The sequence below is a fragment of the Terrabacter lapilli genome, assembly GCF_039531305.1.
Taxonomy (GTDB): domain Bacteria; phylum Actinomycetota; class Actinomycetes; order Actinomycetales; family Dermatophilaceae; genus Terrabacter; species Terrabacter lapilli.
Map to the genome: position 1 here is coordinate 472,621 of NZ_BAAAPU010000007.1, position 23,207 is coordinate 495,827.

The following is a 23,207-nucleotide window of genomic DNA, read 5'->3' on the forward strand; positions in this document are numbered from 1 at the left end:
GGACCTTGCGCGCTGCCGCACCCTTCGACAGTGTCGGCCGTCGGACGTAGCGTGAGGCAATGAGCCAACCCGACACCGGTCGTGCCACCAACCTCGGCGACCTGCGCGCCTCCGGGCACGTCTACCGCAGCGTCAAGAGCGAGATCCGAGAGAACCTCCTGGCGCGCCTGCGGGCCGGCGAGGACGCGTTCCCGGGGATGGTGGGCTTCGACGAGACGGTGCTCCCCGAGCTCGAGACCGCCCTGCTCGCCGGGCACGACCTCGTGCTGCTCGGCGAACGCGGCCAGGGCAAGACCCGCCTCATGCGCACCCTCGCCGGCCTGCTCGACGAGTGGAGCCCGGTCGTCGAGGGCTGCGAGATCGGCGACGACCCACACCACCCGTCGTGCACCCGGTGCCGGCGGATGAGCGCCGAGCTGGGCGAGGACCTGCCCGTCGTGTGGCGCCACCGCAGCGAGCGCTACACCGAGAAGCTCGCGACGCCCGACACGAGCGTCGGTGACCTCGTCGGCGACGTCGACCCGGTCAAGGTGGCGCAGGGCCGCACGCTCGGCGACCCCGAGACGGTGCACTACGGCCTCGTCCCCCGCAGCAACCGCGGCATCTTCGGCCTCAACGAGCTGCCCGACCTGGCCGAGCGGATCCAGGTGGCCCTCTTCAACGTGCTCGAGGAGCGCGACATCCAGATCCGCGGCTACTCGCTGCGGCTGCCGCTCGACCTGCTCCTGGTGGCCACGGCCAACCCCGAGGACTACACCAACCGCGGCCGCATCATCACCCCGCTCAAGGACCGCTTCGGCGCCGAGATCCGCACCCACTACCCGACCGAGGTCAGCGACGAGGTCTCCCTCATCGCCCAGGAGTCCAACCTCGTGGCCGAGGTCCCCGAGCACCTGCTCGAGGTCGTCGCCCGGTTCACCCGCGCCCTGCGCGAGTCGTCGGCCGTCGACCAACGCTCCGGGGTGTCGGCGCGGTTCGCCATCGCCGGCGCCGAGGGCGTGGCGGGGTCGGCGCTGCGCCGCGCCGCACGCACGGGGGAGGCGTATGCCGTCGCCCGCGTGTGCGACGTCCCGACCGTCGTGCCCACCCTCCTCGGCAAGGTCGAGTTCGAGATGGGTGAGGAGGGCCGGGAGCGTGACGTGCTCACGCACCTGCTGCGGCTCGCCGTCGCCGAGACCTACCGCTCGCGGCTCTCGGGGCTCGACCTCTCCGGCTTCACCAACCTGTTCGCCGAGGGTGCCGTCGTCGAGACCGGCGAGCTCGTGCCGGGCTCCGACCTGCTCTCCCAGGTCGGACCCGTCTCCGGCCTGTCGAAGGTGCTCGACCGCCTGGGCCACGGCGACGACGCGACACCCGGCGAGGTGGCGGCGGCCGTCGAGTTCGTGCTCGAGGGCCTGCACCTGACCCGCCGCATCGACAAGGACTCCGTGGCCGGGCGCACCGTCTACGGGGCCTAGGAGACCGGGATGACCACAGGGACGACCACTGGGATGACCCCCGGGATGACCTGGAGCCTGCGATGAGCCCGCGCGACGGCGGCCGTGGAGGCGGTGACGTGCACGGTCGGTTCCGCTACACGCCGTGGCACGGCGGGCCCGACCCCCTCGCGCCGCCCTTCGACGTGCGCTCGGCCCTCGACGAGATCGGCCAGGACGTCCTCGCCGGTGGCTCCCTGCGGGAGTCGCTGCGCGAGCTGCTGCGCCGCGGCATGGACGGCCGCCGTGGCCTCGACGACCTCGCCGAACGCGTACGCCGTCTTCGTGAGGCCGCGCGGCGGCGCGGTGACCTCGGGGGCACGCTGGACCAGGTGGGGGCGATGCTCGACCAGGCGCTCGCCGAGGAGCGCGACACCCTCGCGGGGGAGCCCGGGGACGACGCCCGGCTCGCCGAGATGGACCTCGCGACGATCCCCGACGACGTCGCCGGGGCGGTGCGCGCCCTGGGCGACTACGAGTGGCACTCGCCCGAGGCGAGGGCGACGTACCAGCAGATCCAGCAGATGCTGCAGCGCGAGGTGGTCGGCGCGCAGTTCGAGGGGCTCAAGCAGGCGCTCTCGGGCAACGACGCCCAGTCACGCGAGGCGATGCAGGCGGTCAAGGACATGCTCGCCGACCTCAACCAGCTCCTCGCCGCCCATGCGCGCGGCGAGGACACCGAGGACCAGTTCCGCGAGTTCATGGACAAGCACGGCGACCTCTTCCCCGAGCGGCCGGAGAACGTCGACGAGCTCATCGACGCACTGGCCCGGCGCCAAGCCGCGGCCGAGCGGCTCATGGCGTCCCTCAGCCCCGAGCAGCGCGACCAGCTGAGCCGCCTCATGTCCGAGGCCATGGGCTCCGACCCCGACCTCGCCTCGCAGATGGCGCAGCTGTCCGACAACCTCCGCGCCCTGCGCCCGGGCCTCGACCGGCGCAGCCCCGTCCAGCAGGGCCAGGGCGGCGAGCCGATGGGTTACGGCGACGCCGTCGGCGCCGTGGCCGAGCTGGCCGACCTCGAGCAGCTCGGCGAGCAGCTCGGTCAGGGCTACTTCGGCGCGACCCTCGACGACGTCGACGTGGAGCGGCTCGAGCAGTACCTCGGCGCCGACGCGGCCCGCGACATGGAGGCGCTGCGCCAGCTCGAGCGCGAGCTCGAACGCCAGGGCTACGTCTCGCGCGGCGACGACGGGCTGCGCCTGACGCCCCGTGCGGTCCGCCGCCTCGGCGAGACCGCCCTCAAGCGGGTCTTCGAACGGGTCGACGCCGCCGGCCGCGGTGACCACGACGACCGCGCCGCAGGCCAGGCCGACGAGCTGACCGGGCTGAGCCGCCAGTGGGAGTTCGGTGACGAGCTGCCCATCGACACCGTCCGCACCGTCTCGAACGCCCTGCAGCGCACCGCCCGGGCAGCCCGGACGCGGGAGAGTGCCCACTCGACGGGTGCGGTGGAGCTGCTCGTCGAGGACTTCGAGGTGGCCGAGACCGAGCGGCGCTCGGTGGCCGCGGTCGCGCTGTGCGTCGACATGTCGTTCTCGATGCTGCAGGAGGGGCGCTGGGGGCCGATGAAGCAGACGGCGCTCGCGCTCTCGCACCTCGTGCAGACCCGGTTCCGGCACGACGCGCTGCAGATCATCGGCTTCAACCTCGCCGCGCGGCGGCTGACCCCGACCGAGCTGACCGAGGCCGAGCCCGAGTGGGTCCAGGGCACCAACCTCCAGCACGCCTTGATGCTCGCGGCTCGGCACCTGCGGCGGCACCCCGACGCCGAGCCGGTCGTCCTCGTCGTCACCGACGGCGAGCCGACGGCCCACCTCGAGGCCGACGGCCGGCCGACGTTCCACTGGCCGGCGACCCAGACCACGATCCGCGCGACCGTCGCCCAGGTCGACGAGCTGCGCCGGTCCGGGGCGCAGCTCAACGTCTTCATGCTCGGCGAGGACCCGGGCCTGGCCCGGTTCGTCGACGCGGTCGCGCGCCGGGCCGGCGGACGGGTCTTCACACCCGACGTCTCACGGCTGGGCGAGTACGTCGTCGCCGACTACCTCCGCACGCGGCGGGGTCGCCGCTGACGGCCGACCGGCAAATACGGTCGCTCCAGCACAGCGGCGGCTGTCAAGGTGGCGCCATGCGAGCTCACGACGCGCGGCTGGACCGCATCGAGGCGTACTACGACTGCGTGCCGCGTGCCGTGTCGAGCACCGAGGAGGTCGGCCCCTTCACGCTCTTCGTCGCCGACGAGGGCACCGGGTGGCAGTTCTACGCGCGGCCGCGCCTCGGCGGGACGGCTGGGTTCACCGCCGAGGACGTATGCCGGGTGCTCGAGCGCCAGCAGGCCCTCGGGGTGCCGCGCGCCGTCGAGTGGGTCGACGAGGTGACCCCCTCGCTGCTGCCTGCGGTGCGCGCGGCGGGCCACGAGCCGCGCTGCTACCCGCTGCTCGCCCTGTCGGCGGACGTGCCGGTCTCCACGGACCCGCGCGCCCGGACTCTGCAGCCGGCCGAGCCCCACCTGTCGCTGGCGCTCGGCTCGGTCTCGGCGGGCTTCGCGGGGCGCGACGAGGTCTCGCCCAAGGAACCCGGCCGCCACCCGGAGCTCATGGAGGACGGCAAGCTCGTCGTCGTCGCCTCGTTCGAGGGTGACCGCCTCTGCGGCGCCGGCTCGGCCGCCCCTCGCGGCGACGTCGCCGAGCTGATGGGGATCGCGGTGCCGCCGCGACACCGGGGTCGGGGGCACGGGACGGCGATCACTCGGACGCTGGTCGCCGCGTGCCGCGAGCGGGGTGTCGACCTCGTCTTCCTCTCGGCAGGGTCGGATGCTGCAGCCGACATCTACCGCCGGGTGGGCTTCGTCGACATCGCGACGGCGTGCATCCTCGAGCTCGAGGACTGACGCACACGGCTGGGCCTCCGGCAGGCGCCGTGGGTCAGTGAGTCGCGTCGCGACTCACTGACGCAACCACGGAGATCACCATCAGACCTTGGCGGGGCGGAAGCCGGCCGCCTCGGCATCGCTCATCGTCGCGAAGCACTGCTCGGGCTTCGTCACGTCGTAGTACCGGTCGCCCGGCTCGTGGGCGATCATCGAGCTCTCGTTGCCCTTGACGGGCCTGGCCTGCGGGCACGGGTACCTGTCCCCGGGCGCGGGCCACGCACCCGAGATACCGCTGCCCGTCGTACCGCCGGCGGTGCTCGCGGCGCTGCTGCCCGAGGTCGCTCCCGCACGCGCATCGGCGCAGGCCGCCTTGGGGCTCGCCGCGTCCGCGCGGACGTATGCCGTCTCGCGGGCGTGGGCGCCGTAGCCGTCCCTCGAGTCGTAGCGGGCCACGGCATACCCCTGCTTGATCTGGCGCAGGCCCGCGTCGACGCCGTTCACGTCGACGTAGCGAAGCAGTCGGCCGTAGCGGTCGAGGTCGGTCTGGGCGCCGGGGGTGAGGGTGACGCGCTGGCCGCCGATGATGGCGCGCAGGTTGCGCGAGGCCTCGGCGAAGCCGCACTGCCCGACCTCGGGGGTGTCGATGCCGATGAGCCGGACCTTGACTCGCTCCGCGCCGCGGGCCGCCCAGATGGTGTCGCCGTCGACGACCTTCGTCACCTCCCAGGTCGCCGCCTGAGCCTGGGCCGCGGCCGCCTTCGCGGCAGCAGCCTTGGCAGCAGCAGCCTTGTCAGCAGCTTCCTTGGCGGCGGCCGTCCTGTCTGCGGCAGCCTTGGCGTCGGCAGCCTGCTGCTGGGCCTCGGGATCCTCGGTCGGCACCGGGCTCGAGGGATCAGCGAAGCCGGGCGTGTAGGTGGCCGACGCGGTCGCGCCAGCCCCGAAGGGCGCGACCTGCTCCGTCCCTCGTGCGGCGTTGCCGCCGACCGCGGCGAGCCCGACCAGGGCCGCGACCGCGACGAGTCCGTTGGTCGTGCGCCTGCGCATGCCGTTCCCCTGATCGATGTTCCCCTGGTGACCGGTTCACCGTAGGACCACGCCGGTGACCTGTCCGGAGAATCGGACAGGTCACCGGCGGCAGCCAAGGGCGCGACTAGTCGGTGACGGTGACCCCGTGCCAGAACGCGACGCGGTCCTGGATCTGGGAGGCCGCCTTCTTCGGGGCCGGGTAGTACCAGGCGGCGTCACGGTTGGTCTCGCCGTCGACGGTCAGGGAGTAGTAGGACGCCTGGCCCTTCCACGGGCACGTCGTGTGGGTCTCGCTGTCGACGAGCACGCTCTCCTCGACCGACTCGCGGGGGAAGTAGTGGTTGCCCTCGACGACCACGGTGTCGTCACTCTCGGCGATGACCTTGCCGTTCCAGATCGCGCGCACGCTGGACTCCTCCTCGTTCGGGCCCCGGGGTGGGGCGTCTGGAGGGAAAACGGTCGAGCGGCCGGATTCCTTCCTCGGGAGCGGGGTCGCGCTGCCTAGGCTGGGCTCATGCCGAAGCCGCCACGCGTGCCCAGCGGGAAGTGGTCGATCGCCTCCCGCGACTCGTTCCTGTCGATCGGCTCGACCGGGTCGATCCTCTCGATCGGGAGCATCGGGTCGGTGCTCTCGATCGGCAGCGTGGGCTCGTTCGCCTCGTTCCTGTCGGTCGGCTCGTCGATGAGCGCGGCCTCGCTGCTGTCGACCATGTCGCGGCTGTCGGTGCTGTCGTACCAGAGCGACGGGTCCATCATGTCCGCGCAGTCGAAGCGGGCGGTGCGCGGCTTCCGCGTCAACGGCACGCTGGGACAGCGCCGCCGTCAGTCGTCCTGACCGCCAAGGGGTCGGTAGACGAGCCAGAGGGCGCCGCTCGGTGTCGGGGTCGCGCTCTGCAGGGTGAGCCGCTGCAGCCCGGGGAGCCCGTCGAAGAGGCGTCGACCCTCCGGGTCGAGGACGGGGGCGACGGCGAGGTGCAGCTCGTCGACGAGGCCCTCGGCCAGCAGGGACCGGGCCAGCTGGATGCTGCCGTGCACGCCGATGTCTCGGCCCGGGAGGGCCTTGAGCGTGCGGACGATGTCGGCGAGCGGGCCCGACACGACCTCGACGTCGCCCCACGCGGTGGTGAGCGGTGACGAGGTGACGACGTACTTCTTCACCGTGTTGATGAAGTCGGCGAAGGGCTGCTCCGTCGAGGTCGGCCAGTAGCGCGACCACTGGTCGTACATGCCCCGGCCGAGGAGCACCGCGTCCTGCGCGCCGATGAGGTCGGCCTCCCGGGCGATGAGCACGTCGTCGAAGGTCGGCGGCTGTGGCTTGTCGGGGTCGACCTCGGGCGGGAAGGAGCGCGTCGGGTCGTCGACGGCCCCGTCGAGGGAGGTGATGGCATACAGCACGATCCTGCGCACGGTGTTCTCCTGTGGTTTGTCTAGGGGGCGGCCGGGCCGCTCAGGGTGAGCCCGAGCCACGCAGCCAGGTCGGCGATCTCGCGGTGGACGTCGTCGCGTACGCGCTTGGTGAACGGAACGTCCTCGTGGACGGCATCGACGACCAGCGTCCCGGCCTTGCGGTCGGCCCGGGCGTCGAGCTTCCCGACGAGCCGGTCGTGGTGCAGGATCGGCAGGGCGAAGTAGCCCCAGCGGCGCTGCTGCGCGGGCTTGTACATCTCGAGGATGTACTCGAAGCCGAACAGCTGCTCGGCGCGGGAGCGGTCGTGGACGAGCCGGTCGAAGGGCGACAGCAGCGCGGTGCGTCCCTCGAACCGTTCGGGCACGTCGAGGTAGGCCGGATCGACCCGCCACGTGCCCGGCACGCCCTCGACCTCGGCGGGCTCGCCGGCGTCGGCGGCGTAGGAGTGCTCGCCCGGCATGACGGTGCCGGTGGGGCGTGCGATGCCGAGGGCGGCGAGGCGCCGCTCGTTGCGGTGCCGGACGGCCTCCTCGAGGGTGAGCGTCGGCAGGCCGGGTGGGTAGACGCGCTCGGGCAGGTCGAAGTAGCGCTGCCGGCCCTTGCGCCCGGCGATGGCGACCTGGCCGCGCAGCGCGAGCGCCTCGAGCATCTTGGTGAGGTTGCGGTTGTTGGTCCAGCCGCTCGAGGGCCACGGGACGACGCTCGTGTCGGGGATGTCGCGCGACAGCAGCGGGCCGTCGGCCTCGAGCCTGGCGAGGATGTCGCGCCGGAAGGAGTCGTTGTCGGCGAGCCACTGCGCCATGAACGGGTAGGGATCGGTCTCGCGTGCCTCGGCGATGACGGCCGGGACGTCGCGCGGGGAGCGGATGTAGGCGACGGTCTCGACGAGGGTCCGGTCGTGCTCGAGCGCCCGGGTCAGCTGGGCCGGGTCGTAGCTGTTGCCGAGCCGGCTCCACAGCACCAGGTCGGCGCTCGGCGCGATGGCGGCGGTCGGGTCGATCTGCAGGAACGTCAGGCGCTCGACGGTGGCGACGAGGTCGGTCGGGCGCGGGCGGTCGAGCAGCTGCGCGTGCACGGCGATGCGCCGCGCCTGCTCGACGGTGAGCTGGTGGACCGACATGCGCCGACCCTAGCCAGCGCCACCGACAAAGCGCATCAAACCGGCGCGGCGTCCTTGACAAGATCCGGTGAAGTCGGGACGAGCCGCCTCCCGGGGCGGTACTAAAGGGTATGCCGTCCGCCTCCGTCGGGACCCTCGTGCGCCAGCGCCTGGCTGAGCTGCGCGATGCCCTCCGCGCCGCCGAGGCCGCCGCGCGGGGCGGTGAGGAGTCGGGCGTGCACGACCTGCGGGTCGCGATGCGCCGGTTGCGGTCGCTGCTCGCCACCTTCCGGCCCGTCCTCGACCCGTCGGTCACCGAGCCGGTGCGCACCGAGCTCGAGCACGCCCTGCGCGAGCTCGGGCAGTCGCGCGACGCCGAGGTGGCCGTCGAGACCGTCGACCGGCTGCTCGACGACACCGGGCTCGACGGGCTCGACGGGCTGGACGGGCTCGACGAGGCGGTTGTCGGGCTGCGCGCCCGGCTGCGCCTCGACGCCAGCGCCACGGGTGACGACGTCGTCGAGACGCTGGGGTCCACGCGCTGGGCCGCGCTCGTCGTCCTCGTCGAGGAGCTCGTCTCGCACCCGCCGCTGACCGAGAAGGCCCGGGGCGACGCGCGCTCGGTGGCTCGCAAGCGCGTCCGCCGCGAGGGCCGCCGCGTCAGCGACCGGGTGGTGGCGGCGAGGGGTGCCGCCGGACCGGACGAGCTGGCCGCGCGGTTGCACGAGGTGCGAACCGCGGCCCGGCGGCTGCGGTATGCCACCGAGACGGCGGCACCGCTGGAGGACAAGCGCATCCACCGGATCGGCTCGCGCGCCAAGGCGGTCCAGTCCACGGCGGGCCTTCACCACGACGCGGTCGTCACGCGCGCCACGCTGCGGCACCTCGCGCTCGACGAGGCCGTCGGTGAGGGCGCGGCCTTCCTCCTCGGTCACCTCGACGCCGACGAGCAGCGCGCGCTCATGTTGCTCGAGAAGGAGGCGTGGAGCGCCATCGAGGAGCTCGAGGAGCAGCTGCGCCGGCTCTGAGCAGGCACTCGCCGACGTGTGCGATGTGCGACCCACGCCGTGTCTCCGCTCCTCAGCCCGCGGCTTATCCCGTTGCCCGCGGAGTGCACCGGTCCGTAGGTTGCGCCGCATGCCTCTTCGTGTGCCGTACCGGCCCCTGCCCGTCGACCAGTCCGACGTGGTCTACGAGCACGGGCCCGACTCGCGGCCGCGCGACGACGTGCCCACCGGCGACACCGTGGAGCTGCGACTCGCCGACAGCGTCACCTACCCCGGCACGTCCCGGACGGTGTGGGTCCACGTGCCGGCGGCGTACGTGCCGGGCGAACCCGCCTCGGTCATGGTCTTCAACGACGGCTGGTGGTACCTCGACCCGGAGGGCGAGGTCAGGGCCGGGATCGTCCTCGACAACCTGGTGCACGCCGGCGACATCCCCGTGACGATCGGCGTCTTCGTCGATCCCGGCGTCTTCGAGCAGTGCGATGACCCGGACGAGCGCAAGAACCGCAACGTCGAGTACGACGCGTTCGACGACCGCTACGTCACCTTCCTGCTCGAGGAGGTGGTGCCGCTCGTCCAGCAGCACTGCGCGCTGACGGACGACCCGGACCGGTGGGCCATCTGCGGCGGCAGCAGCGGTGGCAACGCCGCCTTCACGGCCGCGTGGCTGCGCCCCGACCGGTTCCGGCGGGTCGTCGCCTTCCTCTCCAGCTTCGCGCAGATGCCGGGCGGCAACCCCTACCCGGCCCTGCTGCCGACCGTTCCCCGCAAGCCGCTGCGGGTGTTCCTCCAGGCCGGTCACCGTGACCTCAACTGGAACGAGCCGGAGCACAACTGGCTCGCCGAGAACCTGCGCACGGCCGCAGCGCTCGCCGAGGCCGGGTATGCCGTCCGGCTCGTCCTCGGCGACGGCGGGCACAGTGCCAACCACGGTGGTGTGCTGCTGCCCGACGCGCTGCGCTGGGTCTGCGCGTCCGGTCCTGCGGACCCTCGGCGGTGATCGCGGAGGAGAGGTCCGCGCACCGGGTCGACCACGCACCCGCCCTCGGTCGGCGCGGGCTCTGACGACTCGGGCCCGCGCCGTGGAGCGCGACCATATGCTCGGAATCGGGGCGTCCCCGCGGCCGGGGCCGCCGGCCGGGGCCGGGAGGGAGGCACGCGTGGACGCAGCCGACTCGAAGCAGCCGGACCCCTCTGCCGCCGACGCGTCCGCTGCCGAGGCGAGGCGGATGCGGCGCGCAGCCCGGGCGGCGCGCGAGGCCCAGGCGCCGACCGACCCCGCCGTGGCCGGGCGCCGGCTGCTCGACCGGTTCGACCTCGTCCTGCTGCTCGTCCTGGCCGTCATCGCCATCCAGTCGCTCGTCGACACGAGCGGCTCCGTCTGGGGGTCGTTCGTGACCCACTCGGTGACGGGGCTGGCGCTCATCGTCGCCACGCGCGCCTCCGCGGTCCGGCCGCGGGCCTGCCGTGTCTTCGACCTGCTCGTTCTCGTGACGGTGGTCGGCAACCTCGTGCTCGTCGTGGGGTCCAGCCGCGGCGGCCGGTCGTCGGGCAGCACCGTCCAGGCAGAGGGGATCTGGCTCGTCGCGGAGCTCATCCTGCCGGTCGTCATCGGCCGGCGGGTGCTGAAGCACCGGGTCGTCGGGGTGCAGACGGTGCTCGGCGCCGTCGCGGCCTACCTGCAGATCGCCGTCACCTACGCCACGCTCTTCCAGACCATCGACGCCCTGTCGCTGCAACCGTTCTTCGGCCAGCCGGTCCCCACGACCGTCTACACCTACTTCAGCCTCGTGACCATCTCGACGGTCGGCTACGGCGACTTCGTGGCGGTCACCAACCTCGCCCGCCTGGCTGCGACGAGCGAGGCCGTCATCGGGCAGGTGTTCCTCGTGACGTTCGTGGCCTTCATCGTGTCGCGCTTCGCTGCCGGGCCCGGACGCCGCCGGGACCAGGAGGACGAGGACGCGGCGCCGTAGCATCGCCGCATGCCCGACCCGATCGACCGGCTCGTGCGCGACGCGACCGCCGCCGATGCCGCGGCGTGCGCCGCCATCTACGCGCCCTACGTCACCGGCACGACGGTCACCTTCGAGACCGAGCCGCCCGACGCCCACGAGATGGCGCGCCGGATCGCGAAGGCGCAGGCGCGCCACGCCTTCCTCGTGCTCGAGGAGGACGGCGAGGTCGGCGGCTACACGTATGCCGGCCCGTTCAAGGAGCGCGCCGCCTACCGCTGGTCGTGCGAGGTGTCGGTCTACCTCTCGCCGGACCGTCACGGTCGCGGCGCCGGCCGCCTGCTCTATGCCGCGTTGCTCGACCGGCTCGCCGCCCGCGGGTACCGGATGGCGGCCGCGGGGATGACCCAGCCCAACGAGGCGAGCGGCCGGCTGCACGCCGCGATGGGCTTCGAGCCCGTCGGCACCTACCGCGGGATCGGCTGGAAGTTCGGCGCCGCGCGCGACGTCACGTGGGTGCAGCGGGCCCTGGGCCAGCCGTTCGCAGGGCCGGGCGACCCGCCCGAGCCCGGCTGACGCATACGGCAGTGCCCACCCGACGCGGGGTCGGGTGGGCACGCCGTCACCACGGCCGTACGTCGTATGCCGTGTGGCCGGGCTCGGGGTTCGGGGCTCAGGGGAGGGCGGGGTAGTCCGTGTAGCCCTCGGCGCCGCCGCCGTAGAAGGTGTCCGGGTTCGGCTCGTTGAGCGGGGCGCCCTCGCGCCAGCGCCGCACGAGGTCCGGGTTGGCGAGGAACTCACGCCCGACGGCGACGAGGTCGCCGAGGTCGCGCTCGAGGATGTCCTCGACGTCGGCCAGCTGGGTCACCGAGCCGAAGCCCGAGTTGAGGATGACCGGACCGCCGAAGCGCTTGCGCAGGTCGCGCACGATGTCGGACTCCGGGTCGCCGAGGATGCTGAGGTAGGCTAGGCCGAGCGGCGCGATGCCCTCGACGAGCGCCTCGTAGGTCGCGGCGGTGTCGGCCTCGTCCTCCTCGAGCACGCCCTGGATGTTGTGGGCGGGCGAGATGCGGATGCCGACGCGGTCGGCGCCGATGGCCTCGGCCACGGCCCTGGTGATCTCGACGGTCAGGCGCGCCCGGTTCTCCGGCGAGCCGCCGTAGGCGTCCGTACGCTGGTTGCTCGACGGGGCGAGGAACTGGTGCGGCAGGTAGCCGTTGGCGGCGTGGACCTCGACGCCGTCGAGACCCGCGGCGACCGCCTGGCGCGCGGCGTGGACGTACTCGGCGACGAGCCCGGGGATCTCCTCGGTCTCGAGCGCCCGCGGGACGACGTACGGCTGCTGGCCCTTGGCGGTCACGATCTCGCCGGGGGCGGCGATGGCGCTCGGGGCGACGCTCTCGAGGCCGCCCTTGTTGTCGGGGTGCGCGATGCGGCCGGCGTGCATGAGCTGCACGACGACGTGCCCGCCGCCCTGGTGCACGGCGTCGGCGACGAGGCGCCAGCCGGCGACCTGCTCGTCGGAGTGGATGCCGGGGGTGTCGAGGTAGCCCTGTCCGACGGCGCTGGGCTGGGTGCCCTCGGTGATGATGAGACCGGCGCTCGCGCGCTGGCCGTAGTACTCGGCGTTGAGCTCGGTCGGTGCCTGGCCCTCGCCGGCGCGGTTGCGCGTCAGCGGTGCCATGACGAAGCGCTGGGGGAGGTCCCAGCGGCCGATGCGGATGCTCTCGAAAGCCGTGCTCACAGGCCTGCTCCTCAAGGTGGGGGACTGTCGGATCCGTCGAGGCCCACCCGTTCGGTGGAGCCTTCAACTACCTAGGCGACAAGGAGCAGGGCCGGCCGATCATTCCCGTTTGCCCGCAGTGTGGGCCATGTCGCAGGAAGCGTCCGATGGACATGCAGAAGGGGAGGGCGCCCGAAGGCACCCTCCCCTTGCCGACAGCCGCGTCAGCGAGCTGCTCGGCTCACGGTGCGTAGATGAACGACATGCCGCCGCTCAGGGTGACCGTGCGCGTGTCGTAGTTGTACGGGCCGGCGGTGGCGTTCATCTCGATGATCGTCACCTGGTTGCCGTTGACGGCCGTGACCCAGCCGACGTGGCCGACGCTCGAGGAGCCGGCGACACCGGGCTGCATCACGATGATCGAACGCGTACGCGGGGTGCTGCTCACGGTGTAGCCCGCGGAGCGCGCGCCCGAGGCCCAGGCCATCGCGTTGCCGGTCCAGCCGCCGGGGTAGTAGCCCTCGGACTGGTACCACTGGTTGAGGGCGCCCCACGTGCACTGGCCGGCGGTGGCCCAGTTGTGGGAGGCCCGCATGCCGGCCGAGGCGCCGGGGGTGTAGCCGTTGCTGCCCGACTTCGTGGTCGAGGTGCTGTTGGTCAGCGTGCTCCGGGTCAGGTCGCGCGAGGCGCGCTGGGCAGCGGCCTGGCGCTCGGCGGCAGCCTTGGCAGCGGCAGCCTTGGCGGCCGCAGCCTGCGCGGCGGCGCGCTGCGCCTGCAGCTGCACGTCCTGGATGACCTGCGGCTTCGACGTGGCCACGCGCTGGGCGGTGGCCTGCTGCGCTGCCGGCGCGAAGCCGATCTTGGACAGGGCCGTCGAGGCGGCCGGGGCGGCGGCGGCGGCCGGGCCGACGGCGGCCGGAGCGCCCTGCGGGGCGACGGCCGCGTTGGCGCCGGCGGCCTTGGCCGCGGCCGGGGACAGGGAGTCGGCGCTCGCGGGGTTGGCGAACCCGGCGACGAGGCCGCCGGTGGCGGCCACGAGGGCGCCTGCCTTCAGGGCCGGCTGGGCCGACTCGCGGGCGAGGAGCTTGAGCTCGCTCAGGGGGTTGTGGCGTCCGGGCGCGCGGTGGCGCCCACGGGTGGTGTCGTTGATCACGGCTGTGCCTCTCCGCGCCTACGAAGTTAGCTGTCGGGTTCGGGCGGAAAGGTGCCCGGTCACGGACCCGACGGACGAGACTTCGTCGCGCGGGGGCCGTGGCTTAACCCCAAGGACGTCCGGAGTCGTTGCGCCGGACGCCCGGAGAAACGTGTGGTTCCTCCGCTCCTGTCACAAGGTTTGGTTCTTCTCGCAAGGTGGTGACAGGACTAGGCGGTCCACCACGCGAGAGCCCGACCTGTTGGACGGACCACCGAAGACTAGATGAGTCGAAAGGTAAAAGTCACGCCGCGGTAACGGAGCCGCGCCGCTTCTGTCGCCGTATGTCCGTGTTTTCGGCTCGAATGAGCGCCCAACGGGCAAAAGGTGAGACGCAGATCACACCGGAGTCGCGCCCACCAGGTGGAGGCCGCGGGTAGCCGGGCCCGTCCGGACGTCAGCTCTTGGGGCTCTCGGACACGTCGGCGCGGCGGGCGAGGCACAGCCGGGCGATCTCACCGACCAGCTCGAGGGGGACCGGCCGGCTGACCGGGAAGCGCACGGTGTCCTTCGCGCGCCGGTAGGGCGCGATGGCCTCCTCGAACTCCGGGCTCCCGGTCGGCACCGGGTAGAGGCCCACGTGGTTCTTCCAGCCGGCGTAGTAGACGAGCGGCTTGCCGTCGACCGTGAAGGTGGCCATGCCGTAGCTGATCTTCTCGGCAGCGTGCGGCGCGACCTTCTTGATGGCCCGTCTCACCCCGGCAAGCTGCGCCCGCGTCTCCTCCGGGTAGGACGCGATGTAGTCATCGACTGACGCAAATCTAGGGGCCAATCCTGGTCCTCACTTCGGTGTCGGACCGGTCATGGAGGGGATACTCCCGACTGTATTGCGCGAAACGGACCTCCGCAAAAGCAAGGTCACCCCGTGGAAGGGGTGCTGCGCCCGTGCGCGTGCGGCCGCTCAGACCTCGACCCACTCCTCGCCGGCGAGCACCCGACCGACGGCGCCGACGCTCGCTCGGCCGAGCAGCGTCGCGGCGGTGAAGTCGGCGGCCAGCCCGTCGAAGACCTCGTGCCGGCGCAGCATCGCGTGCTTGCCGCCCGTCACGGTGACGTAGCCGACGTGGTCGGCCGTCCGGGCGAGGTCGCGTGCGACCGACGCGGAGTTGCGCGGCCGGGCCACCCGGTCCTCGTCGCCGTGGACGATGAGCACGTTGCGGCCCGAGAGGTTCGTGCGTTGTCCTTCGTCGGGGTAGACCCACGGGTTGAGCGCGACGGCGCTGACGACCGGGTGCTCGCGCGCGGCGAGCAGCGCGGCCCGACCGCCGAGCGAGTGCCCGACGAGCGTGACGGGCAGCCCGGGCCCGAACCGCTCGGCGACCTGGCCCAGCGCCCAGTGGACGTCGTCGACGGGGGTGTGGGTCGCGTCCCAGCCCCGGGTCGAGTTGAGCAGGCGCAGCACGGCGACCTCACCGTTGACGGCGCGGGCGATGCGTGCGGCGATCGGCACCATCCGCAGCACCGAGAGCTGGGTCGGGCTCACGCGCGCCGTGCCGCGTCGGGCCGCGCCGCCGTGGAGCACGAGGGCGATGCCCTGCGGCGCCTCGGGTGCAGCCGTGTCGAGTAGGCGGGCGTGCGTCACCTCGTGCTCCGTCTCTGTCGCAGGGTCGAGGGCGTATGCCGGGAGCTGCCAGCCAGCGCGCGGGCCGGGTCGCGTGGGTGCTCGGGTCGCGTGCTCACTCGCGGGGTTCGGAGCCGCGGCGCCGTCGGCTTGGTCGGGTCGGCATCAGGGCCGCAGGAGGACCTTGATGGCGCGGCGCTCGTCCATGGCCTTGTAGCCCTCGGCGACCTCGTCGAGCGGGAGCGTCAGGTCGAAGACCTTGCCGGGGTCGATGCGGCGGTCGAGGACGCGGCCCAGCAGGTCGGGCAGGTAGGTGCGGACGGGCGCCATGCCACCGGCGAGGCCGACGTTGCGCACGAACATCTGACGGACGGGCAGCTCGACACCGTGCGGGGCGCCGACGAAGCCGACGCTCGAGCCGGGGCGGGCGATGCGGAAGGCCGTCTTCATCGACTGGTCGGTGCCGACGCACTCGAGCACCGAGTCGGCGCCGACGCCGCCGGTCAGCTCGAGGATGGCCTCGACACCGGCGTCGTCGCGCTCGGCCACGACGTCGGTGGCACCGAACTCGCGGGCCAGCTGCTGGCGCGGCTCGTGGCGCGACATCGCGACGATGCGCTCGGCGCCGAGCTCCTTGGCGGCGATGACGCCGCACAGGCCGACCGCGCCGTCGCCGATGACGACGGCGGTGCCGCCGGGGCTCACGCGCGAGGAGACGGCGGCGTGCCAGCCCGTGGCCATGACGTCGGCGAGGGTCAGCAGGGACGGGATGAGCGCGTCGTCGGGCATGCCGTCGGTCTTGACGAGGCTGCCGTCGGCCTGGTTGACGCGGACGAGCTCGGCCTGGCCGCTCTCGGTCCAGCCCTGGTGGTCGCAGACCGAGGTCATGCCGGCCCGGCAGTGCGGGCACGTGTTGTCGCAGTGGACGAACGGGATGACGACGAAGTCGCCCTTGCGGAAGTCGCGCACGTCGGCGCCGGTCTCCTGGACGACACCGACCGCCTCGTGGCCGATGGTCGAGCCGGCGGTGATCGGGTTGGCGCCCCGGTAGGGCCACAGGTCCGAGCCGCAGATGCAGCCGGCGACGACGCGCACGATCGCGTCGGTCGGCTCCTCGATCGTCGGGTCGGGGACCTCGGAGAGTCGGATGTCGCCGGGGGCATGGATCGTCGTCGCGCGCATGGACCAATGCTTACCCCACCCGCCCGGATGCTCCCTCCTCGGTGTCCAGCCTTGGGGGTCTGGGGGCGCTCGTGGCCCGGGCGCGCTCCCGCTCACCCCCTCACGTCGAGTGGGCACTTTGTCGCTACTTCTCCACAGCCGCACGTCCCGTTCCCTGTGGACAAACGCGTGGAAGTGCCCACTCGACGTGTGGAGGTGTCAGCCGCGGGGGCGGAGGCGGAGGTTGGGGAGCTCGGGGGCGGGGAGGGTGTGGTGCCAGGCATCGGGGAAGGTGCCGTAGCGGGAGTCGGGCGGCGCGGCGGCATACGACCCCTGCTCGCGGGCCTCGCGCTCGCGCTGCCAGTCCTCGCGGAAGCCGACGACCTCGTCGTGGCTGCGGCCGATGAAGTTCCACCACATGACGATCTGCTCGCCGAAGGGCGTGCCGCCGAGGACCAGGAAGCGCGTCGGCTCGTCGGCGCCCGCCTCGACGGTGATGCGCTCGGCCCCGGTCGGCTGGAAGACGATCTCGCCGGGCTTGGCGGTCGCGTCGCCGACGCCGAGCGTGCCGGTGTCGCAGAGCAGCCCGTGCTCGTGGGTGGGGTCGACCTCGATGGTGAGGGTCGCGCCGGGCGGCAGGGTGACCTCGGCACCGACGAGGTCGGAGAACATCGTCACGGGCGAGGTCTGCCCGAAGAGGGTGCCGAGGAAGACGAGGACGCGGGCACCGTCGACCTCGGTGACCGGCGGCACATAGTGCTCGAACCCCGGCGTCGTGAAGCGGTCGGCCTCCGGGAGCGCGACCCACAGCTGCGCGCCGTGCAGGACGGTGGTCCCGGGGGTGGAGTACTCCGAGTGGGCGATTCCCGAGCCGGCGGTCATGATGTTGAGCTCGCCCGGCCGCACGAACGCGTGCGCGCCCGTGGTGTCACGGTGCTCGACCTCGCCGGAGAAGAGCCACGAGACGGTCTGCAGCCCGGTGTGCGGGTGGCCGGGGACGACCATGCCGCCGGTCTGCGACACGTCGTCGGGGCCGTAGTGGTCGACGAAGCACCAGGCCCCGATGAGGCTGCGCTCGCGCTGGGGCAGGCTGCGGCGGACCGGCATCGCCCGGGGACCGCCGAGCGGGACCTCGCGGTAGGGCAGCACGGTGACTCCGGGCTCGGGCGCATCGGCCCCGCAGACGACCTCGGCGGGATGGCGGTCGGGGTTGCTCACGGATCAAGGCTAGGCCCGTGCGTGCAGGTGCGGTTGCTACGTTGCGGCCATGAGCGATCCCGCGCGCAGGACGGCCGCCGCCGAGACGAGCGACCACGTTCCGGGACGCTGGTCGGCCTGGCGCGTCGTGTGGTGGTTCGGCTTCGTCAGCCTCGCGGCCGACATGGTCTACGAGGGCGCGCGCTCGATGTACGGGCCGTTGCTCGCCTCGCTCGGCGCGAGCGCGCTCGTGGTCGGTCTCGTCACCGGTGCCGGGGAGGCGATGGCGCTGGTCCTGCGGCTCGTGTTCGGGCCGCTGGCCGACCGGACCGGTCGCTACTGGGGCCTGACGATCCTCGGCTACGGCCTCACCGCCGTCTGCGTCCCGCTGCTGGCCGTGACGCCCTTCGTCGGCGGGTTCGGGCTCGTCCTCGCGGCCGTCCTCATCCTGCTCGAGCGCTCGGGCAAGGCGGTCCGCAGCCCGTCGAAGTCGGCGCTGCTCGCGCACGTCGCCTCGGCGGTCGGGCGTGGCCGCGGGTTCGGTCTGCACAAGGCGCTCGACCAGATCGGCGCGCTCACCGGTCCGCTCGTCGTCGCGGGAGTCGTCGCGGCGACCGGTGTCATCTGGCCCGGCATGGCGGTCCTCGCGGTCCCCGGTGCGGCGGCGATGCTGCTGCTCGCCGTGATCCGCTCCCGGGTGCCGGACCCGTCGGTCTACGACCCGCCCGGCTCCCCGGAGGTCGCTGCGGCGCCGGGGGCCCCGGCCCGCCGGGGGCTGCGCGGCTGGTTCGCCGACGCCGTCGGGTCCGGGCTGCCGCGCGAGTTCTTCGGCTACGCGTTCGCCGCGGGCCTCACCACCGGCGGCCTCGTCACCTTCGGCATCATCGGCTACCACCTGACCGTCAACCACGTCGTCCCCGTCGCGGCCGTCCCGGTCGTGTATGCCGGCGCGATGGGCGTGGAGGCGCTCGCGGCCGTCGGTGTGGGGCTCGTCTACGACCGCCGCGGCGGCTCCGTGCTGTATGCCGTGCCGGTGCTCGTCGCGCTCGTGCCCCCGCTGGCCCTGTCGGGCACCGTCTGGCTCGCCCTGGTCGGGGTCGCCGTGTGGGGCCTGGCCTACGGCGTGCAGGACTCGACGGTGAAGGCGCTGGTCGCGGAGGTCGTGGAGGCGCCGAGGCGCGCGACGGCATACGGCGTCTTCGCCGGGGTGCAGGGCGCGTTCGCGATCGTCGGCGGCCTCGTGGCCGGGTGGCTCTACGACCGGTCGCTGCCAGCGCTGGTCGTCGTCGTCGCGGTGAGCCAGCTCGTCGCGCTCATCCTGCTCGTGCGCACGGTCCGCACCCTGCACCACCGGCCCTGAGCCAGTCCCGCCGCACACGAGTGAGCGCCCCGCCCCACGCGTTCGTGGGACGGGGCGCTCAGTGGTGGTGATGGTGGTGGTGCGAGCTCAGCTCACGGCGTCGAGGGCGTCGACGACACCCTCACCGAAGAAGCTGTTGTCCTCGACCGGGCCGACGCAGGCCGGGCCGCCGGTGGCGGCGCTGCAGGCCTGGTCGTCGGCCTGCTGGCGCAGCTTCTCGATCATCTGCGCGGGCGTCCACGTCGGGTGGACCGACTTCATGAGCGCGAGCACACCGGCGACGTGCGGCGAGGCCATCGACGTGCCGCTCTTGGTGCCGTAGCCGTTGTTCGTCACGATCGTCGACAGGATGCGCGAGCCGGGGGCGGCGACGTCGATCTTGCCGAGGCCACGGTTGCTGAACGAGGAGAGCCGGCTCTGCAGCGTGCCCGCCGGGTAGCGCTCGAGCGAGGAGACGGTGACGACGCCGTCGAGCTCGGTCGGGATGTCCTCGCAGCCGCTGTTGAGCGTGCGCGAGACCTGGCCGGCCTTGGGCTGGTCGTCGGGGCTCGTCGTGTCCTTGAACGACGACTTGTCGGCGAGGTCGTGGGCCGAGTTGCCGGCTGCCGCCGCGTGGACGACCCCCTGCTTCGTCGACCACTCGACGGCGCGGCGCACGGCCTCCTTGGCGGCGTGCTGGTCGGGCTGGTCGTCGCAGTAGAACTCGAACGGGTCGACGTAGTAGCTGTTGTTCGTGACGTCCATGTGCTTCAGGCCCGCCCAGACGAACCCGCACACGGCGTACTCCGGGTAGATGTAGCCGGCGTCGTTGACGACCTTGACCGCGGCCATCCGCACGTTGGGCGCGACGCCGACGATGCCGACACCGTTGCGGGCGGCGGCGATCGTGCCGGCCACGTGGGTGCCGTGGTCGCTCGTGGTCGGGTACCACCCGGTGGCCGAGAGGTCGGGGCGGCCGGCGTCGGTGCAGTTGACCGAGTCGGCGACGTCGATGTTGGCGGCGAGGTCGGGGTGGTCGGGGTCGATGCCCGAGTCGAGGACGCCGACGAGGACGTTGCGGGAGCCGTCGGTGATCTTGTGGGCCTGGTCGGCCTTGATCATCTGCAGGTCCCACTGCTCGCTCTCACGCGGGTCGGTCGTCGCCGCCGGGGTGGTGTCGGACTCGACGTCGCCGTTGGCGTCCTTCTTCGCGCCCTGCTTGTAGCCGGAGGCGCCGCGACCCCAGGCCGCCCCGGCGCCCTCGGGTGTGCCTTCTGAGACCTCGACGGTGCGGCTGGCGCCGACCGACTCGACCGTGTTGCCGCCCTTGGCGACGACGTCGGCGCGGAAGGTCGAGACCTTCGAGTGGGCGATGACGACGCCGATCTGCGGCCACGACTGGACGACGACGCCGCCGGCCTCCGTGACGGCCTTCTCGACCAGGCGGGTCTGGCCGGGGTTGGCGATGCGCGCGTTGACGATGTAGCTCATGAGCTGGCCGTCGGGCGTGTTGATGGTGACCGGCGTCGAGGCCGGCTCGGCCTGCGTGGCGGCGGTCGCGGCGGTGGCGAGGCCGCCGAGGGCGGCCGTGGAGGCCAGGGCGAGCGACGCGACGGCGATCGCGCCGCGTCGGGTCAGGCTGGGGTGACGCATGTGTGAGCTCCCGTGGGGTGGGGGACGGTGCTTCTCGCCCTGGTGTGGGCGACAGGCCTCATCCTCGGGGGCTACCGGGCGGTTGGTCGGTCACGCGATCTTCAAGATTCGGCAAGGTTTCAGTCCGACGCCGTACGCGTCAGGGGGGCGAGGGCAATGAGGAGCAGGAGCGCTCCGAGCGGGACCAGGCCCCAGGGCAGGAGCAGCACCCCGGCGGCCAGGGCAGCCAGTGCGAGGGAGCCGGCGGGCAGGCGGCCCTCGACGGTGAGCGCGACGAGGACGACGCCGAGCGCGGCGGCGGTGAGCGCCGGGCCTCCCCACGTCAGGGCAGCCGGCAGGTCCGTGCCGAGCAGGCCGGAGACGTGCCCCAGCCAGACCGCGGCTGTCGCTCCGGCGCCGAAGGCGGCCAGCAGGGCGGTCGGCACCGCGACAGGCAGGTGCTCGAGGCGTCGGCCGAGCGCCGCTGTCAGCCAAGCGAATCCGCCCACCGAGGCGACGAGGAGTATGCCGGCCGCGACGGTCAGTGCGCCCGGCTCGCGGGCGCTGGCGATGCCACCCAGGCCACCGAGCTCGACGAGCTCCCCCGGCTTGCCCAGCTGGTCGAGGCCGTCGACCCAGTCGACGATGCCGTGGGCGAAGAGCACGAGCGGGACGAGCAGTGCGAGCAGCGGTGCCCGGTCGAGGACGTCCGACGTCGTGGTCGTCGCCGCGCCGGCGGGGGCCACTGTGGTGGCTGTCGTGCCTGCGGGCCGAGCCGGGGAGAGCGTGCTGGTCGTCATGGGATCAGCCTTCCGGTGCTGACGGGCGGTGCCCATCGGGGTCGACCCCCAACCGGCCCCGAACCGTCCCTGAGTGAAGACCCGAGTGCCGACCCTGAGCGTCGACCCAGACAGTCGGCCACGTGCCGACCTATACGAGCGCGGTCGGATTTGTCCATTTCGCTGACTTTGACCGTGTGCGGGCGTACGTTGTGCTCGTCAGCCGCGCTCGGGGCCGGCTGCGCGTGAACGGTCGATCGGGGTGTGAGACATGTCGGTTCGGTTCAACGCTCCTCCTGGGTGGCCCGCGCCGCCCGAGGCCTGGGCGCCGCACGACGACTGGATGCCCGACCCCGGCTGGCCCACTCCGCCGCGCGGGTGGACGTTCTGGACCCTCGCCGACGAGGCGACGGAGCCCGTGGCCGCGACGGTCGGCGACGCATACGGGACCGACCGGGGGAGCTGGCTGGCGAGCCTGCGAGCCCGCGCGTCCTCGAGCGCAACCCAGCCTGCCGCTCTTGCCGAGGCTCCGGCGGGGGTCTCGGCGGGGGCCCCATCGGGGGCTTCCGGTGAAGCCTCGGACGCGGCGGACGCTCCCCACGGCGAGTGGGCACTCGACGGACTCCTCACCTCGGTCGGCCGGGTGGAACCCTGACATGGACCTCCCGCTGAGGGTCGCACCCGGGGTGCGGCTCCGCTCGTCGGCGTCCGGCCTGCGTGCCGTGATCGACGACGCCACCCGGGGAGCCGGGGGACCGGGAGCGCTCGGCGTCGGCGCGCGCCCCCACTCGGCCGGTGACGCGAAGGACGGCCGAGGCGCGCGGGCACAACAGCTCGTCGACCTCGAGCGCCGGGCCCGCGCCGCCCAGGAGGCGGAGGACCTCCACGGGCTGCAGTCGGTCGAGGGGACCCTGACCTCGCTGCACCTGGACAACCACCCTCTGCGACGGCGCCCCGACTCATCGACCTCGACGACGTTGCCGGCCAAGGAGCGGGCGATGCTGGAGCGCAAGGCTCTTCGCGCCGCGCAGCCAGAGGTCTCGGTCTTCAAGCGCGCCGCCCGGGCGAAGGCCAAGGCTCAGGCCGAGACCGAGGCCGACCACTTCGTGCGGACGCTCGACGTGGCGCGCTCCGTGATCACGCAGCACCGGGCCGCCGTCGTCGACGACCAGTGGCACGCGCTCGCCGACCACGAGCCGCACACCGTGATCGCCGAGCTGGAGGCGGAGTTCGCGGCCGCCGAGAGCTCGTGCACCTGCGTCGACGCGGGCCGGCACCCCGACACGTCGCGTGCCTACGTCACGGTCGTGGTCCGCTACCCGACGCTCGACGTCGTCGCGGAGCGCGGACCCGGTGCCTCGTCGAGCGGCCGCGGAATGCTGCGCCGACGCACCCCGAGCGAGCGGAACGCCCTCTACCTCAGTGCGATCGGCTCGTTCGCGCTCGCGACGGTGAAGCGGGTCATCAGCGTGGCCGTCGCCACGGACGACGTGCACCTGGTCGTCGTGCGCACACCGGACGCGGGCGCGGGGCTCGAGCCCGTCTACGTCGGCACCCTGACTCGTGAGGACGTGACGCTGCGGCCCCTGCTCTCGGACGGGGCGCCCCTGGTGCTGGCCTCGGCCGTGCGTCCCACCAGGTTCGAGGGGCCGGCGAAGGACCTCGTGGCGCTGGACGCGGATCCGGCCGTCCTCGCCCTGGTCGCGCGCTGCGTCGAGGCGCTCGAGGACCACGAGCTCGACGCCGTCCTCGAGGGCGCCGCCGACTGACCGAGCCGGCCC

Annotated in this window: 22 protein-coding genes and 1 riboswitch; of the genes, 10 read left to right on the forward strand and 12 right to left on the reverse strand. The window is 73.0% G+C overall.

The window, feature by feature from the left end:
• Window positions 1-59 precede the first annotated feature (59 nt).
• The 3 genes from ABD241_RS10090 to ABD241_RS10100 all read left to right on the forward strand — a co-directional run bounded on the left by ABD241_RS10090 (window position 60) and on the right by ABD241_RS10100 (window position 4,365).
• Window positions 60-1,457 (forward strand): sigma 54-interacting transcriptional regulator, encoded by a 1,398-nt coding sequence (locus tag ABD241_RS10090; protein ID WP_344061437.1) that lies wholly within the window; start codon window positions 60-62, stop codon window positions 1,455-1,457.
• A gap of 62 nt (window positions 1,458-1,519) precedes the next feature.
• A complete protein-coding gene (locus ABD241_RS10095) occupies window positions 1,520-3,547 on the forward strand; it encodes a VWA domain-containing protein (RefSeq protein WP_344061440.1) in 2,028 nt (675 codons plus the stop codon).
• 56 nt (window positions 3,548-3,603) lie between these two features.
• Window positions 3,604-4,365, forward strand: coding sequence for a GNAT family N-acetyltransferase (locus ABD241_RS10100; protein ID WP_344061443.1), 762 nt, complete (start codon window positions 3,604-3,606; stop codon window positions 4,363-4,365).
• 81 nt (window positions 4,366-4,446) lie between these two features.
• Here ABD241_RS10100 and ABD241_RS10105 read toward each other — a convergent pair whose 3' ends face one another.
• Both ABD241_RS10105 and ABD241_RS10110 read right to left on the reverse strand, forming a co-directional pair.
• Window positions 4,447-5,391, reverse strand: a complete 945-nt coding sequence (locus tag ABD241_RS10105; protein ID WP_344061446.1) for a thermonuclease family protein — start codon at window positions 5,389-5,391, stop codon at window positions 4,447-4,449.
• 106 nt (window positions 5,392-5,497) lie between these two features.
• Window positions 5,498-5,779, reverse strand: coding sequence for a DUF427 domain-containing protein (locus tag ABD241_RS10110; RefSeq protein ID WP_344061449.1), 282 nt, complete (start codon window positions 5,777-5,779; stop codon window positions 5,498-5,500).
• Between the two features lie 108 nt (window positions 5,780-5,887).
• On the opposite strand from ABD241_RS10110, the gene ABD241_RS10115 reads away from it, so the two are divergent.
• On the forward strand, window positions 5,888-6,208 hold the full coding sequence (locus ABD241_RS10115) for a hypothetical protein (RefSeq protein WP_344061452.1): 321 nt from the start codon (window positions 5,888-5,890) through the stop codon (window positions 6,206-6,208).
• Here ABD241_RS10115 and ABD241_RS10120 read toward each other — a convergent pair.
• Window positions 6,196-6,780 carry a dihydrofolate reductase family protein gene (locus tag ABD241_RS10120; RefSeq protein WP_344061454.1) on the reverse strand — a complete coding sequence of 195 codons (585 nt, stop codon included), beginning with the start codon at window positions 6,778-6,780 and terminating at the stop codon, window positions 6,196-6,198. The genes ABD241_RS10115 and ABD241_RS10120 overlap by 13 nt on opposite strands.
• Window positions 6,781-6,800: 20 nt before the next feature.
• Window positions 6,801-7,901, reverse strand: coding sequence for a DNA glycosylase AlkZ-like family protein (locus tag ABD241_RS10125; RefSeq protein ID WP_344061456.1), 1,101 nt, complete (start codon window positions 7,899-7,901; stop codon window positions 6,801-6,803).
• A gap of 110 nt (window positions 7,902-8,011) precedes the next feature.
• On the opposite strand from ABD241_RS10125, the gene ABD241_RS10130 reads away from it, so the two are divergent.
• The 4 genes from ABD241_RS10130 to ABD241_RS10145 all read left to right on the forward strand — a co-directional run bounded on the left by ABD241_RS10130 (window position 8,012) and on the right by ABD241_RS10145 (window position 11,418).
• Complete coding sequence (locus tag ABD241_RS10130) at window positions 8,012-8,908, forward strand: CHAD domain-containing protein (RefSeq protein WP_344061458.1); 897 nt, start codon at window positions 8,012-8,014, stop codon at window positions 8,906-8,908.
• Window positions 8,909-9,017: 109 nt separating this feature from the next.
• Window positions 9,018-9,887 carry an alpha/beta hydrolase gene (locus ABD241_RS10135; RefSeq protein WP_344061461.1) on the forward strand — a complete coding sequence of 290 codons (870 nt, stop codon included), beginning with the start codon at window positions 9,018-9,020 and terminating at the stop codon, window positions 9,885-9,887.
• Window positions 9,888-10,047: 160 nt separating this feature from the next.
• Window positions 10,048-10,863, forward strand: coding sequence for a potassium channel family protein (locus ABD241_RS10140; RefSeq protein ID WP_344061465.1), 816 nt, complete (start codon window positions 10,048-10,050; stop codon window positions 10,861-10,863).
• A gap of 9 nt (window positions 10,864-10,872) precedes the next feature.
• Complete coding sequence (locus ABD241_RS10145; RefSeq protein WP_344061468.1) at window positions 10,873-11,418, forward strand: GNAT family N-acetyltransferase; 546 nt, start codon at window positions 10,873-10,875, stop codon at window positions 11,416-11,418.
• Window positions 11,419-11,515: 97 nt separating this feature from the next.
• Here ABD241_RS10145 and ABD241_RS10150 read toward each other — a convergent pair whose 3' ends face one another.
• From ABD241_RS10150 to ABD241_RS10175, 6 genes are all read right to left on the reverse strand, one after another.
• On the reverse strand, window positions 11,516-12,586 hold the full coding sequence (locus ABD241_RS10150; protein ID WP_344061471.1) for an alkene reductase: 1,071 nt from the start codon (window positions 12,584-12,586) through the stop codon (window positions 11,516-11,518).
• 220 nt (window positions 12,587-12,806) lie between these two features.
• On the reverse strand, window positions 12,807-13,718 hold the full coding sequence (locus ABD241_RS10155; RefSeq protein ID WP_344061474.1) for a CHAP domain-containing protein: 912 nt from the start codon (window positions 13,716-13,718) through the stop codon (window positions 12,807-12,809).
• Window positions 13,719-13,721: 3 nt separating this feature from the next.
• Window positions 13,722-13,914: riboswitch (cyclic di-AMP (ydaO/yuaA leader) on the reverse strand.
• A 240-nt stretch (window positions 13,915-14,154) separates the two neighbouring features.
• The gene (locus ABD241_RS10160; RefSeq protein WP_344061477.1) at window positions 14,155-14,529 is read right to left on the reverse strand and encodes an iron chaperone; all 375 of its coding nucleotides are present in this window, start codon (window positions 14,527-14,529) and stop codon (window positions 14,155-14,157) included.
• Window positions 14,530-14,658: 129 nt separating this feature from the next.
• Window positions 14,659-15,339 (reverse strand): alpha/beta hydrolase, encoded by a 681-nt coding sequence (locus ABD241_RS10165; RefSeq protein WP_344061480.1) that lies wholly within the window; start codon window positions 15,337-15,339, stop codon window positions 14,659-14,661.
• A 144-nt stretch (window positions 15,340-15,483) separates the two neighbouring features.
• Window positions 15,484-16,500 carry a zinc-dependent alcohol dehydrogenase family protein gene (locus ABD241_RS10170; RefSeq protein WP_344061483.1) on the reverse strand — a complete coding sequence of 339 codons (1,017 nt, stop codon included), beginning with the start codon at window positions 16,498-16,500 and terminating at the stop codon, window positions 15,484-15,486.
• A 198-nt stretch (window positions 16,501-16,698) separates the two neighbouring features.
• Complete coding sequence (locus ABD241_RS10175) at window positions 16,699-17,697, reverse strand: pirin family protein (protein WP_344061486.1); 999 nt, start codon at window positions 17,695-17,697, stop codon at window positions 16,699-16,701.
• A gap of 49 nt (window positions 17,698-17,746) precedes the next feature.
• Between ABD241_RS10175 and ABD241_RS10180 the strand changes: the two genes are divergently transcribed.
• Window positions 17,747-19,036: an MFS transporter gene (locus tag ABD241_RS10180; protein WP_344061489.1), complete on the forward strand. Its 1,290-nt coding sequence runs from the start codon at window positions 17,747-17,749 to the stop codon at window positions 19,034-19,036.
• A gap of 87 nt (window positions 19,037-19,123) precedes the next feature.
• Here ABD241_RS10180 and ABD241_RS10185 read toward each other — a convergent pair whose 3' ends face one another.
• Both ABD241_RS10185 and ABD241_RS10190 read right to left on the reverse strand, forming a co-directional pair.
• The gene (locus ABD241_RS10185) at window positions 19,124-20,668 is read right to left on the reverse strand and encodes a S8 family peptidase (RefSeq protein WP_344061492.1); all 1,545 of its coding nucleotides are present in this window, start codon (window positions 20,666-20,668) and stop codon (window positions 19,124-19,126) included.
• 119 nt (window positions 20,669-20,787) lie between these two features.
• Window positions 20,788-21,447 (reverse strand): hypothetical protein, encoded by a 660-nt coding sequence (locus tag ABD241_RS10190; RefSeq protein ID WP_344061495.1) that lies wholly within the window; start codon window positions 21,445-21,447, stop codon window positions 20,788-20,790.
• 635 nt (window positions 21,448-22,082) lie between these two features.
• On the opposite strand from ABD241_RS10190, the gene ABD241_RS10195 reads away from it, so the two are divergent.
• The gene (locus ABD241_RS10195; protein WP_344061498.1) at window positions 22,083-23,195 is read left to right on the forward strand and encodes a hypothetical protein; all 1,113 of its coding nucleotides are present in this window, start codon (window positions 22,083-22,085) and stop codon (window positions 23,193-23,195) included.
• Window positions 23,196-23,207 lie beyond the last annotated feature (12 nt).

Coding starts and splice junctions, on each gene's coding strand:
- ABD241_RS10100 (WP_344061443.1), top strand. CDS start 3,604: ATGCGAGCTCACGACGCGCGGCTGGACCGCATCGAGGCGTACTACGAC.
- ABD241_RS10125 (WP_344061456.1), bottom strand. CDS start 7,901: ATGTCGGTCCACCAGCTCACCGTCGAGCAGGCGCGGCGCATCGCCGTG.
- ABD241_RS10130 (WP_344061458.1), top strand. CDS start 8,012: ATGCCGTCCGCCTCCGTCGGGACCCTCGTGCGCCAGCGCCTGGCTGAG.
- ABD241_RS10145 (WP_344061468.1), top strand. CDS start 10,873: ATGCCCGACCCGATCGACCGGCTCGTGCGCGACGCGACCGCCGCCGAT.
- ABD241_RS10095 (WP_344061440.1), top strand. CDS start 1,520: ATGAGCCCGCGCGACGGCGGCCGTGGAGGCGGTGACGTGCACGGTCGG.
- ABD241_RS10185 (WP_344061492.1), bottom strand. CDS start 20,668: ATGCGTCACCCCAGCCTGACCCGACGCGGCGCGATCGCCGTCGCGTCG.
- ABD241_RS10180 (WP_344061489.1), top strand. CDS start 17,747: ATGAGCGATCCCGCGCGCAGGACGGCCGCCGCCGAGACGAGCGACCAC.
- ABD241_RS10105 (WP_344061446.1), bottom strand. CDS start 5,391: ATGCGCAGGCGCACGACCAACGGACTCGTCGCGGTCGCGGCCCTGGTC.
- ABD241_RS10135 (WP_344061461.1), top strand. CDS start 9,018: ATGCCTCTTCGTGTGCCGTACCGGCCCCTGCCCGTCGACCAGTCCGAC.
- ABD241_RS10195 (WP_344061498.1), top strand. CDS start 22,083: ATGGACCTCCCGCTGAGGGTCGCACCCGGGGTGCGGCTCCGCTCGTCG.
- ABD241_RS10115 (WP_344061452.1), top strand. CDS start 5,888: ATGCCGAAGCCGCCACGCGTGCCCAGCGGGAAGTGGTCGATCGCCTCC.
- ABD241_RS10190 (WP_344061495.1), bottom strand. CDS start 21,447: ATGACGACCAGCACGCTCTCCCCGGCTCGGCCCGCAGGCACGACAGCC.
- ABD241_RS10170 (WP_344061483.1), bottom strand. CDS start 16,500: ATGCGCGCGACGACGATCCATGCCCCCGGCGACATCCGACTCTCCGAG.
- ABD241_RS10090 (WP_344061437.1), top strand. CDS start 60: ATGAGCCAACCCGACACCGGTCGTGCCACCAACCTCGGCGACCTGCGC.